This is a genomic window from Lactobacillus sp. HBUAS51381 (assembly GCF_012641095.1).
Lineage (GTDB): Bacteria > Bacillota > Bacilli > Lactobacillales > Lactobacillaceae > Levilactobacillus.
Window position 1 is genome coordinate 18,172 of the sequence record NZ_JAAVSC010000031.1, and the last position, 12,747, is coordinate 30,918.

Annotated in this window: 5 protein-coding genes and 8 tRNA genes; all 13 read left to right on the top strand. The window is 50.6% G+C overall.

Going from position 1 to position 12,747, the window contains the following annotated elements:
* Positions 1-155: 155 nt before the first annotated feature.
* The 13 genes from HEQ50_RS10220 (at position 156) to rpoC (ending at position 12,606) form a co-directional block, all read left to right on the top strand.
* Positions 156-228, top strand: a tRNA-Val gene (locus tag HEQ50_RS10220).
* A 39-nt stretch (positions 229-267) separates the two neighbouring features.
* Positions 268-349: transfer RNA gene (locus tag HEQ50_RS10225), tRNA-Leu, on the top strand.
* Positions 350-385: 36 nt separating this feature from the next.
* Positions 386-458: transfer RNA gene (locus HEQ50_RS10230), tRNA-Thr, on the top strand.
* A gap of 27 nt (positions 459-485) precedes the next feature.
* Positions 486-557 (top strand) — tRNA-Gly (locus tag HEQ50_RS10235).
* Positions 558-568: 11 nt separating this feature from the next.
* Positions 569-654 (top strand) — tRNA-Leu (locus HEQ50_RS10240).
* A 20-nt stretch (positions 655-674) separates the two neighbouring features.
* A tRNA-Arg gene (locus tag HEQ50_RS10245) sits at positions 675-748 on the top strand.
* A gap of 34 nt (positions 749-782) precedes the next feature.
* Positions 783-856: transfer RNA gene (locus HEQ50_RS10250), tRNA-Pro, on the top strand.
* Positions 857-893: 37 nt separating this feature from the next.
* Positions 894-967: transfer RNA gene (locus HEQ50_RS10255), tRNA-Pro, on the top strand.
* Positions 968-1,221: 254 nt separating this feature from the next.
* Entirely contained in the window at positions 1,222-1,689 is a 468-nt protein-coding gene (locus HEQ50_RS10260) for a CtsR family transcriptional regulator (protein WP_168900422.1), read from the top strand.
* A gap of 18 nt (positions 1,690-1,707) precedes the next feature.
* A complete protein-coding gene (locus tag HEQ50_RS10265) occupies positions 1,708-4,197 on the top strand; it encodes an ATP-dependent Clp protease ATP-binding subunit (RefSeq protein ID WP_168900423.1) in 2,490 nt (829 codons plus the stop codon).
* 286 nt (positions 4,198-4,483) lie between these two features.
* Positions 4,484-5,083, top strand: coding sequence for a TetR/AcrR family transcriptional regulator (locus HEQ50_RS10270; protein WP_168900424.1), 600 nt, complete (start codon positions 4,484-4,486; stop codon positions 5,081-5,083).
* A gap of 230 nt (positions 5,084-5,313) precedes the next feature.
* Positions 5,314-8,937 (top strand): DNA-directed RNA polymerase subunit beta, encoded by a 3,624-nt coding sequence (locus HEQ50_RS10275; RefSeq protein ID WP_168900425.1) that lies wholly within the window; start codon positions 5,314-5,316, stop codon positions 8,935-8,937.
* A gap of 21 nt (positions 8,938-8,958) precedes the next feature.
* A complete protein-coding gene (rpoC, locus tag HEQ50_RS10280) occupies positions 8,959-12,606 on the top strand; it encodes a DNA-directed RNA polymerase subunit beta' (protein ID WP_168900426.1) in 3,648 nt (1,215 codons plus the stop codon).
* The last annotated feature ends 141 nt before the right edge of the window (positions 12,607-12,747 follow it).

Below are 12,747 nucleotides of genomic sequence, written 5' to 3' on the forward strand. Positions count from 1 at the left end.
ATGAGATACAATATTACTTGTTGTTAAGCGAGTAGTTATTCAGCTAGCGAATATTTATTCAAAATAATTCGAAATTGTTATTGACAAGATTCGCTGAGCATGGTAAATTATAATAGTTGTTTCGAGCGAGTTAATTGACTTGCTTCGGAAAATATGGAGGATTAGCTCAGTTGGGAGAGCGTCTGCCTTACAAGCAGAGGGTCACAGGTTCGAGCCCTGTATCCTCCATCGGAACCCAAGCGTTCCTGGCGTTAGTTCGCCAACGTTGCAGGTGTGGCGGAACTGGCAGACGCGCTAGATTTAGGTTCTAGTGTCTTATGACGTGGGGGTTCGAGTCCCTTCACCTGCATAACCAAATATAGCAAAATATTTTAAACAATATTTTGCCGACTTAGCTCAGTTGGCAGAGCATCTCACTAGTAATGAGGAGGTCGGAGGTTCGAATCCTCTAGTCGGCATGGCTCCATTAATAAAATAGCCAATTTGCGGAAGTAGTTCAGTGGTAGAACATCACCTTGCCATGGTGGGGGTCGCGGGTTCGAATCCCGTCTTCCGCTTTTGCCCTTTTGCCGGGGTGGCGGAATTGGCAGACGCACAGGACTTAAAATCCTGCGGTCAGTGATGACCGTACCGGTTCGATCCCGGTCCTCGGCATTTAACTTAATAATAATTATGCACCCATAGCGCAATTGGATAGAGTGTCTGACTACGAATCAGAAGGTTGTAGGTTCGACTCCTACTGGGTGCATTTTTGTTGCTTATAAGCAATTGTAAGCAATTCTCGGGAAGTAGCTCAGCTTGGTAGAGCACCTGGTTTGGGACCAGGGGGTCGCAGGTTCGAATCCTGTCTTCCCGATTTGACTGACTTATTTTATAGGTCAGTGAGCTTTCCTCGGGAAGTAGCTCAGCTTGGTAGAGCACCACGTTCGGGACGTGGGGGTCGCAAGTTCAAATCTTGTCTTCCCGATTTTTTTATTCCCGAGTTTACATAGATAATAAGCATAACGGCGGTTTCCATACAGATTGTTTGGAGACACGCCGTTTTTTTGGTACCATAGATTACTAGGAATCCTGGAACGATGAACGGCAACACCGCGTGGACGTTGGTAAGAAATGGAAACTTCTCGCCAATCAGCGGTCTAATCCGTTGCAATTTCACTGGAATTTCGTATAATATTAGTCAACATTAGTCAAGAACACTGCACTGAAGGGGGGACGATAATGGAGAATCAAAATATTTCGGATATTATTGAATCTTACCTGAAGCAGATTTTGGCTGAATCCCAGCAGGTGGAGATCCGCAGAGCGGAAATTGCCAATCAGTTTAACGTCGTACCGTCACAGATTAACTACGTGATTAAGACCCGGTTTACGATTCAGGATGGTTACGTGGTTCAGAGTAAGCGTGGCGGTGGCGGTTATATTCGAATTGAAAAGGTCAAGTTACTGGATAACTTAGACTTCATCGATTCGCTGGTGACAGCGGTTGGCGATCGGATTTCGCGTCATGATAGTTTATCCGTGGTGCGTAGCCTGTTTGAGGCCGGCGCCATTAATCGTAGCGAAGCCAACATTATCCTAGCGGCGATTAACAAGGATGCCATCAACACCGGTGATCGGCAGGCTGATGAGCAGATTCGTGCGCAGATTTTAATTTCTATTTTGAATCACCTACGTTATGAGAGTTAAAGAAAGTGAGGAGCTGCAATGGATAATTTATTTACACCAAGCGCTAAGAGCGTCCTCGTCTTGGCACAGGAACAAGCAAAGTACTTCAAGCACCAAGCAGTGGGGACGGAACACTTGCTGCTGGCCCTCACCATTGAAAAAAATGGCATTGCCAACAAGGTTCTCCAACAGTTTTCAGTGACCGACGACGACGTTCGTGAAGAGATCGAACGCTTTACGGGTTACGGAACACTGGCGAACACGGATAAAGATAGTTACCTGCCCTACTCACCAAAGGCCAAATCCATGTTGGCCTTGGCTGGTGACGAGGCGAAGCGGTTAGGTGCGACGAAGATTGGCACCGAACACTTGTTATTGGCACTGTTGAGTGACGAAACGATTCTGTCGTCACGCATCCTGAAGAACTTGAACGTTCAGTTAACCGATGCCCACAAGGTGGTTCTGCGCAAGTTAGGGGTTACCGATACGCCGAAGCGGCGGAACGATAATCGTAGCCGACGCGCACCACAGGGCGGGACCCCAACGTTGGATTCGTTGGCTCGTGACTTAACGCAGTCGGCCAAGGAAGGTCGGATGGACCCTACCGTTGGCCGTGATAAAGAGGTTAAACGGGTCATTCAAATCCTCAGTCGGCGGACCAAGAACAACCCGGTTCTGATTGGAGAACCCGGGGTTGGGAAGACGGCGATCGCTGAGGGCTTGGCCCAACGGATCGTGGCCGGTGATGTGCCCGATGATATGAAGAACAAGCGGCTGATGATGCTCGACATGGGGTCCTTAGTCGCGGGTACCAAGTACCGTGGGGAATTTGAAGACCGTCTGAAGAAGGTCATCGAAGAAATCTACAACGATGGGCAGGTTATCCTGTTTATCGACGAACTGCATACCCTGATCGGGGCCGGTGGCGCTGAAGGCGCGATCGACGCCTCCAACATCTTGAAGCCAGCACTGGCGCGAGGTGAGCTCCAAACCATTGGGGCCACGACGTTGGATGAATACCAGAAGTACATCGAATCCGATGCGGCGCTGGAACGGCGGTTTGCTACGGTACAGGTCGATGAACCAACGAGTGCCGAAGCCTTAGAGATTCTCAAGGGCTTACGGTCACGCTACGAGGATCACCATCACGTGAACATTACGGATGAAGCGTTGGAACAAGCGGTCAAACTCTCCACGCGTTACATCAGCGATCGCTTCTTGCCAGACAAGGCGATTGATCTGATGGATGAAGCGGCGGCTAAGGTCCGCATCGATCAAATGGACAAGCCAACGCCTGCCAGCAAGCAAGCTAAGGCATTGTCCGATCTGGCCGACGAGAAGGAAGCCGCTATCGAACAACAGGACTTCGAGCGGGCCGCTAAGTTGCGGACCGAAGAGATGGCCTTGCGGCAGAAGGTGGACGCGCGGAAGGCTAAGGCAGCGGCCGAAGCGACACCGGAACGGCAGTACACGACCGACGTCACCGGTGAGGATATCGCTGATGTGGTGGCTGAGTGGACGGGGGTTCCCGTTACCCAACTGAAGCAGACGGATGCCGAACGCCTGGTTAACCTGGAGAAGATTTTGCACAAACGGGTTATTGGTCAAAAAGAGGCCGTTTCGGCGGTTTCACGAGCTATCCGGCGGGCGCGGTCGGGTCTGAAAGATCCGAACCGACCGATTGGGTCCTTCATGTTCCTCGGGCCAACCGGTGTTGGGAAGACCGAATTAGCCAAGGCCTTGGCCGAAGCGATGTTTGGCTCCGAAGACAACATGATTCGGGTTGACATGAGTGAATACATGGAGAAATACTCCACCAGCCGGTTGATTGGGTCCGCCCCGGGTTACGTCGGTTACGACGAGGGTGGCCAATTGACGGAAAAGGTTCGGCAGAAGCCATACTCCGTGGTCCTCTTCGATGAGGTTGAAAAGGCCCATCCGGACGTTTTCAACATCTTGCTACAGGTTCTAGACGATGGTTACTTGACGGACTCCAAGGGACGTAAGGTCGACTTCAGAAACACGATTCTGATCATGACGTCTAACCTAGGGGCGACGAAGCTACGGGATGAAAAGACCGTTGGATTCGGGGCCGAGGATTTGGCCAATAGTTACCAGGCGATGTCACAAACGATCCGTGAGACGTTGAAGCAATCCTTCCGACCAGAGTTCCTTAACCGGATTGACGAAACGGTCATCTTCCATTCATTGAAGAAGAACGAATTACACGAGATCGTGAAGTTGATGGCTAAGCACATCATTGATCGGGTGGCTGAGCAGGACATCAAGCTGAAGATTACGCCGGCCGCGATTGAAGTCGTGGCCAAGGCGGGCTTCGATCCCGAATACGGGGCACGGCCAATTCGGCGGGCACTGCAGACGCAGGTCGAAGATAAGCTGAGTGAATCCTTGCTGAACGGTGAGGTAAAGGCACACGACCAAGTGACGATTGGCGCAACGCACGGTGAAATCACGGTTAACGTGAAGACCCCGACGGCCAAGAAGCCCACGGCGGTCGCGAGTCACTAATCAATAAAATTAAAGTTGGTAGCGATGTTTCTCTTAGGAGGAGCACCGCTATTTTTTGAGTGAGTGGGGGGCAGTTCTCACTACTGTCAGTCCCAATCGGTGGTCCACTAAGGCGGTCAGTGGGGGGAACTTAACCATTATTTAACGGGATTGACCTAGCTGGTGATAAATGACTGTGGTACACTTTAAATGATATTATGGTATATTGGTTAGGTTGCAGGGTGACCAGTCAGAACGACGCAACCAGTAACCTTAAATTACCCGCAGAAAGGAAGCAGGCCCGCTCATGAAGAGAGAAGAACAGTTGACCCAGACGCACGCGGCCATTTTAAAAGCCGCCCGGGAGCAGTTCCTAGCGCAGGGATACCAAGCGACTTCGACCCGTGACATTGCCAAGCAGGTTGGAATTACGCAGCCCGCATTGTACCACCACTTTAGTGATAAGGAGGTCATCTTCCTCGAGGTCATTAAGACGGTGGGGGCCGAGATTCGAACCGGGATTACGGCCGTGGTCGATCAGCTTCAGCCGGACGCCGATGCAGTCGACTCGTTGACGGCGGTGACGGAGGTCCTGACGGCTGCTCATCCCAGAGACGTGTTTACGGTGATTCACGGGAGCTTTAAGTTCCTTAAGCCAGAGAACAAGCGGCAATTGGGGATGGTCTTCATGCAGGATTACCTGATGCCACTGACCAGCTTCTTCGAGACCGGGGCCGTGACCCTGCAGGCTGGCGTGCAAGCTCAGGATGCCGCGTCCTTTTATCTGACCAGTCTGAGCCCGCTATTTAACACCTTCCATCACGTGGGGCCGGCCGATGCTTCCCAACACGAGCAAACGCTAGCGCTGGTACGGTTAATTTTATTTGGCGTCGCCCGGAAAAAGTAAGTTGTCATTATTGACAATCGGTAAAAATACGAGTACTATACCATTTGTATGCAACTGTGAACTGAAATTGGAAGCGCCGATCTATTGTCCGGTAGCATCCATTATAAGAAGCCAAAAGCAAACTGTGGGTTTGTTTTTGGATTTTTTTTGCCAAAAAACCGGCCGATTACGCAATTGTAATCAAAATGTAACATTTGGTTTTTGACCAGTTCACAGAATAAATAGGAGAGGTGAACAACTTGGCAGGACACTTAGTGAAATACGGGAAACACCGTACTCGCCGTAGCTATTCGCGGATCAAGGAAGTCCTTGATCTCCCTAACTTAATCGAGATTCAGACCAATTCCTACAACTGGTTCCTCGATGAAGGTTTACGGGATATGTTCGACGACATCATGCCAATCGAAGATTTTCAAGGAAACCTTTCGTTAGAGTTTGTTGATTATCAATTACTGGAACCCAAATATACGGTCGATGAAGCACGGGAACACGATGCCAATTTCTCAGCACCACTGCACGTGACCTTACGCTTAACCAACCATGAAACGGGCGAAATCAAATCGCAAGACGTCTTCTTCGGTGACTTCCCATTAATGACGGCCCAAGGGACCTTTATCATTAACGGGGCAGAACGGGTTATTGTTTCGCAATTAGTCCGGTCACCAGGCGTTTACTTCAATGAAGATACGGATAAGAACGGTCGGACCGTCTTCGGTGCCACGGTCATCCCTAACCGGGGGGCTTGGCTCGAATTTGAAACGGACGCCAAGAACATCTCCTACGTGCGGATTGACCGGACGCGGAAGATTCCAATGACCGAGTTGGTTCGGGCATTAGGGTTCGGTTCCGACGATGAAATTCTGGATATCTTGGGCGACAACGAAAGCCTGTCCAACACGTTGGAAAAGGATATCCACAAGAACACCGATGATTCACGTGTCGAAGAGTCCTTAAAGGACATCTACGAACGCCTACGTCCCGGTGAACCTAAGACGGCCGACTCTTCACGGAGCCTGTTGACGGCGCGGTTCTTTGATCCTAAACGTTACGACATGGCCCCTGTTGGGCGTTACAAGACCAACAAGAAGCTCAGCCTGAAGACCCGTTTGCTCGGCTTAACCTTAGCTGAAACGTTAGCCGATCCAGATACTGGTGAAGTGATCGCGCAAAAGGGTACGGTTGTGGACAAGGACGTCATGAAGACCTTGGCGCCATACCTGGACCAAGACGACTTCAAGATGGTAACGTTCCAACCTTCAGATGAAGCGGTGGTCACTGAACCATTAAAGTTACAAATTATTAAAGTACAATCTCCTGAGGATCCAGAACAAGAAGTCCCTGTCATTGGGAACGGCAACATTGACATCAAGCTGAAGCACATTCGCCCAGCCGACATCATTGCTTCCATGAACTACTTCTTCGATCTGCAAATTGGCATTGGGAACACCGATGACATTGACCACTTGGGTAACCGGCGGATTCGTTCCGTGGGTGAATTGCTGCAAAACCAATTCCGGATCGGGTTATCTCGGATGGAACGGGTGGTCCGTGAACGGATGTCTATTCAAGACGCCGCAACGGTTACGCCACAACAACTGATCAACATTCGGCCAGTGGTTGCTTCCATCAAGGAATTCTTTGGGTCTTCTCAATTGTCACAATTCATGGACCAAACCAACCCCTTGGGTGAATTAACCCATAAGCGTCGTTTGTCTGCCCTTGGACCTGGTGGTTTGACGCGTGACCGTGCCGGTTATGAAGTCCGGGACGTGCACTACACCCACTACGGTCGGATGTGCCCAATCGAAACGCCTGAAGGTCCTAACATTGGGCTGATTAACAGTTTGTCCAGTTACGCGCGGGTTAACAAGTATGGCTTTATCGAAACGCCATATCGTCGTGTTTCATGGGATACGCACATGGTTACCGACAAGATCGACTACTTAACGGCCGATGAAGAAGATAACTACGTGGTTGCCCAAGCCAACACGCCGTTGAACGATGACGGGTCCTTCGCAACGGATACCATTATGGCCCGTGACGAAGATAACAACATCGAAACCACGGCTGACAAGATCGACTACATGGACGTTTCGCCTAAGCAAGTTGTTGCCGTGGCCACGGCATGTATTCCATTCTTGGAAAACGATGACTCTAACCGTGCCCTGATGGGGGCCAACATGCAACGGCAAGCTGTACCATTGCTGGATCCTCACGCACCACTGGTTGGGACCGGTATTGAATACAAGGCTGCGCATGACTCCGGGGTGGCTTTGATTAGCCAACACGAAGGAACGGTTGAATACGTTGATGCTCGTGAAATCCGGGTACGGCGTGCGGACGATGCGTTAGACACTTACAAGTTGATGAAGTTCCGCCGGTCAAACGGTGGGAAGAACTACAACCAACGCCCAATCGTTAAGGTCGGCGATCACGTCGATGACGATGAAATCTTGGCTGATGGTCCTTCCATGGAAAATGGGGAACTTGCCTTAGGGCAAAACCCATTAGTGGCCTTCATGACTTGGCAAGGGTACAACTTCGAAGATGCCATCGGGATCAACGAACGGTTGGTTCGCGATGACGTTTACACGTCGATTCATATTGAAGAATACGAATCAGAAGCGCGTGACACGAAGCTTGGACCTGAAGAAATGACGCGTGAAATTCCGAACGTCGGTGAAGATGCCTTGAAGAACTTGGACGAAGATGGGATTATTCGCATTGGTGCCGAAGTTCAAGACGGGGACATCTTAGTTGGTAAGGTAACGCCTAAGGGAGTTACGGAATTATCAGCCGAAGAACGTCTGCTCCATGCCATCTTTGGTGAAAAGGCCCGTGAAGTACGGGATACTTCCCTGAAGGTACCACATGGTGGTGGCGGGATTATCCAGGACGTGAAGATCTTTACCCGTGAAAATGGGGATGAATTATCACCTGGTGTCAACATGATGGTTCGGGTCTACATCGCCCAAAAGCGGAAGATCCAAGTTGGTGACAAGATGTCTGGTCGTCATGGGAACAAGGGGACGGTTTCCGTTGTTATCCCTCAAGAAGACATGCCATACATGCCAGATGGTACGCCAATCGACATCATGTTGAGTCCCATGGGTGTGCCTTCCCGGATGAACATCGGGCAAGTGCTCGAATTGCATTTAGGGATGGCTGCACGTAAGTTGGGGATTCACGTGGCAACGCCAGTCTTCGATGGTGCCCGGGATACTGATATTGCGGACGCCTTGAAGGAAGCTGGGATGGCCAAGGATGCCAAGACCGTCTTATACGATGGTCGGACCGGTGAACCGTTCGATAAGCGGGTTGCCGTTGGTGTCATGAACTACCTGAAGTTGGCCCACATGGTCGATGATAAGATGCACGCCCGTTCCATTGGACCTTACTCACTGGTTACCCAACAACCCCTTGGTGGGAAAGCACAATTTGGTGGCCAGCGGTTTGGTGAAATGGAAGTTTGGGCCTTGGAAGCTTACGGTGCCGCTTATACGTTGCAAGAAATCTTGACGTACAAGTCCGATGACGTGGTTGGTCGGGTTAAGACCTACGAAGCCATTGTCAAGGGCGATCCGATTCCAAAGCCTGGTGTCCCTGAATCATTCCGTGTTCTGGTCAAGGAACTCCAATCCTTAGGGCTGGACATGAAGGTCTTAAACGGGAACAACGAAGAAATCGAACTCCGCGATATGGACGACGATGACGATGATGTTGTGAACGTTGATGCGTTGAGCAAGTATGCCCAACAGCAAGAAGAGCAGCGCAAGGCGCAAGCTCAGGCCGACAGTGCCAAGACCACACCAGAAACTACGAAAAATGAAAGTCAACCGAACACACAAGACTAATTAATAAGGGAGGTCGCTTCTTTGGTCGATGTCAATAAGTTCGAAAGCATGCAGATCGGGCTGGCTTCACCTGATAAGATCCGTAGCTGGTCTTACGGGGAAGTCAAGAAGCCTGAAACCATCAACTACCGGACGTTAAAGCCTGAAAAAGATGGGCTATTCGACGAGCGGATTTTCGGTCCTACCAAGGACTGGGAATGTGCCTGTGGAAAGTACAAGCGGATCCGTTACAAGGGTGTCGTTTGTGACCGTTGTGGTGTTGAAGTAACCCGTTCTAAGGTTCGTCGTGAACGGATGGGCCATATTGAATTGGCTGCACCTGTTACCCACATCTGGTACTTCAAGGGGATTCCAAGTCGGATGGGCTTGGTCCTCGACATGAGCCCACGGGCCCTTGAAGAAATCATCTACTTCGCATCCTACGTTGTCTTGGATCCAGGTAACACCCCATTGGAAAAGAAACAACTCCTTTCCGAACGGGATTACCGTGACAAGCTCGTGGAATACGGTAGCAAGGCCTTTAAGGCTGAAATGGGTGCCGAAGCCATCAAGAAGTTGTTGATGGCCGTAGACCTAGATAAAGAAGTTAAGGAATTAAAGGAAGAATTGAAGGAAGCCACTGGCCAAAAGCGGACGCGTGCCGTTCGTCGTTTGGACATCTTGGAAGCCTTCGTCACATCTGGTAACCGTCCGGAGTGGATGGTCATGGATGCGATTCCGGTCATTCCACCTGACTTACGGCCAATGGTACAACTCGAAGGGGGACGTTTCGCAACGTCTGACCTGAACGACTTGTACCGGCGGGTGATCAACCGGAACAGCCGGTTGAAGCGTTTGTTGGACTTAAATGCACCTGGTATCATCGTTCAAAACGAAAAGCGGATGCTTCAAGAAGCCGTTGACGCCTTGATCGATAACGGTCGTCGTGGCCGTCCGGTTGCCGGTCCTGGTAACCGTCCATTGAAGTCTCTTTCACACATGTTGAAAGGGAAGCAAGGTCGGTTCCGTCAGAACTTGTTAGGGAAGCGGGTTGACTACTCTGGTCGTTCCGTTATCGATGTTGGACCTTCCCTGAAGTTCAACCAAATGGGTCTGCCAGTCCCAATGGCGTTGGAATTATTCCGGCCATTTATCATGAAGGAACTGGTTGCCCGGGGCTTAGCTTCTAACATTAAGAATGCCAAGCGCCAAATTGACCGTGAAGAAGACGATGTCTTTAACGTGCTTGAAGATGTCATCAAGGAACACCCTGTTCTGTTGAACCGGGCCCCTACGCTTCACCGTTTAGGGATTCAAGCGTTTGAACCCGTCTTGGTTAGTGGTAAGGCGATGCGGTTGCACCCATTGGCTTGTGAAGCTTACAATGCCGATTTCGATGGGGACCAAATGGCCATTCACGTCCCATTATCTGACGAAGCCCAAGCTGAAGCACGTTTGCTGATGCTGGCTGCTCACCATATCTTGGCACCTGCCAGTGGTAAGCCAGTCGTTGCGCCTTCACAAGATATGGTTATCGGGAACTACTACCTGACCATGGAAGAAGATAACCGTGAAGGGGAAGGTATGATCTTTACCGACCTCAACGAAGCCGTCTTGGCTTACCGGAACGGTTTGGTTCACTGGCACAGCCGGGTTGGGGTGCAAGTCTCCTCAATGCCTGACAAGCCATTTACTGATGAACAACGCAGTAAGGTCATGGTGACGACCGTTGGGAAGTTGATCTTCAACAACATCCTGCCAAAGTCATTCCCATACCTGAACGAACCAACCAGCACGAACCTGAACGGCTCCATCCCTGACAAGTACTTCTTGGCACCGGGTGAAGACATTCACGATTACCTGCAAAATGCTGAATTGATTGGACCGTTTAAGAAGGGCTTCTTGTCCGACATTATTGCGGCCGTTTACCAGCAATACAAGGTGACTGAAACCTCCAAGCTGTTGGACCGGATCAAGGATTTGGGTTACGACGAATCTACGAAGTCTGGGCTGACTGTTGGGATGGTCGATGTTACCGACCTGAAGGAAAAGCCAGAAATTATCGATGCCGCCCACAAACAGGTGTCAACGGTAACCAAGCAATTCCGTCGGGGGTTAATTACCGATCATGAACGTTACGAACGCGTTATTGGGATCTGGAACGATGCCAAGGACGAAATTCAAAACGCCTTGATTCACAGTTTCGATCAACAGAACCCTATCTTTATGATGAGTGATTCTGGTGCTCGTGGGAACATTTCTAACTTTACGCAGCTTGCCGGGATGCGGGGCTTGATGGCCGCTCCTAGTGGGGACATCATGGAGCTGCCAATCACGTCTAACTTCCGTGAAGGCCTGTCTGTGATGGAAATGTTCATTTCGACCCATGGTGCTCGTAAAGGGATGACCGATACGGCGCTTAAGACGGCCAACTCAGGTTACCTGACGCGGCGGCTGGTCGATGTTGCCCAAGACGTTATTATTCGGGAAAAGGATTGTGGGACTGACCGTGGCTTGAAGATTCGTGCCATCACTGATGGGAACGAAATGATCGAACCACTGTACGACCGGATCTTAGGGCGTTACACCCAAAAGACCGTCTACGATCCAAAGACTGGGGACGTCATTGTTCCTAAGAACCAAATGATCGTCGAAGACACCGCCCAAAAGATTGTGGATGCTGGTGTTGAAGAAGTTACCATCCGTTCCGCCTTTACTTGCAACACCGAACATGGTGTTTGTGAACATTGTTACGGCCGGAACATGGCGACTGGTGACGAAGTTGAAGTTGGGGAAGCTGTTGGGACGGTTGCCGCGCAATCTATCGGTGAACCAGGTACCCAGTTGACCATGCGGAACTTCCATACCGGTGGTGTGGCTGGTAACGAAGATATCACCCAAGGGCTTCCTCGTGTTCAAGAATTGTTTGAATCTCGGAACCCTAAAGGTAAAGCTGAGATTACGGAAGTTACTGGGACGGTTGAATCCATCGAAGAAGACCCAGCTAACCGGACGAAGACGGTCACCATTAAGGGTGAAGCCGATACTCGGAGTTATGAATTGCCAATCACTGCCCGCATGCGGGTTAGTGAAGGGGACTTCATTCACCGTGGTGGTGCTTTGAACTATGGGTCTGTCGATCCGAAGGAATTGCTGCGGGTTCGCGATGTCTTGTCTACTGAAACTTACATCTTAGGTGAAGTGCAACGGGTTTACCGGATGCAAGGTGTTGCCATCAGTGATAAGCACGTTGAAATCATGGTTCGGCAAATGTTACGGAAGGTTCGGATCATGGATCCGGGCGATACCGACGTTCTGCCTGGTACCTTGATGGATATCCAAGACTTCCGTCGCGCCAACTACCAGACGTTAATCTCTGGTGGGATTGCGGCCACTGCTCGTCCAGTGATCTTGGGGATTACCAAGGCTGCCTTGGAAACCAACAGTTTCTTGTCAGCCGCTTCCTTCCAGGAAACGACCCGGGTCTTGACCGATGCTGCTATTCGGGGCAAGAACGATCCATTAGTTGGTTTGAAGGAAAACGTTATTATTGGGAAGATTATTCCTGCCGGGACTGGGATGCCAGATTACCGTCAGATCAAGCCCAAAGAAGTTGGCGGTTCGTCAACCGAAGGCGTCTACTCCATCAGCGATTTGGAAAAGCAAATGCAAGAAGACTCTCAAGCTTAGGTCATCCTAGGTTCGTTAGTCGGGGACTCACCAGCGATGGTGGGTCCTTTTTGTTGTGCGCCCGGCATGGGCGCTAACTAGGCGGTGAAAATCCGCTGTGGGCCGTAGTAGTCGGAACCACGAGCCGAAGGCAAAGGTGTC

Coding starts and splice junctions, on each gene's coding strand:
- HEQ50_RS10260 (WP_168900422.1), top strand. CDS start 1,222: ATGGAGAATCAAAATATTTCGGATATTATTGAATCTTACCTGAAGCAG.
- HEQ50_RS10265 (WP_168900423.1), top strand. CDS start 1,708: ATGGATAATTTATTTACACCAAGCGCTAAGAGCGTCCTCGTCTTGGCA.
- HEQ50_RS10270 (WP_168900424.1), top strand. CDS start 4,484: ATGAAGAGAGAAGAACAGTTGACCCAGACGCACGCGGCCATTTTAAAA.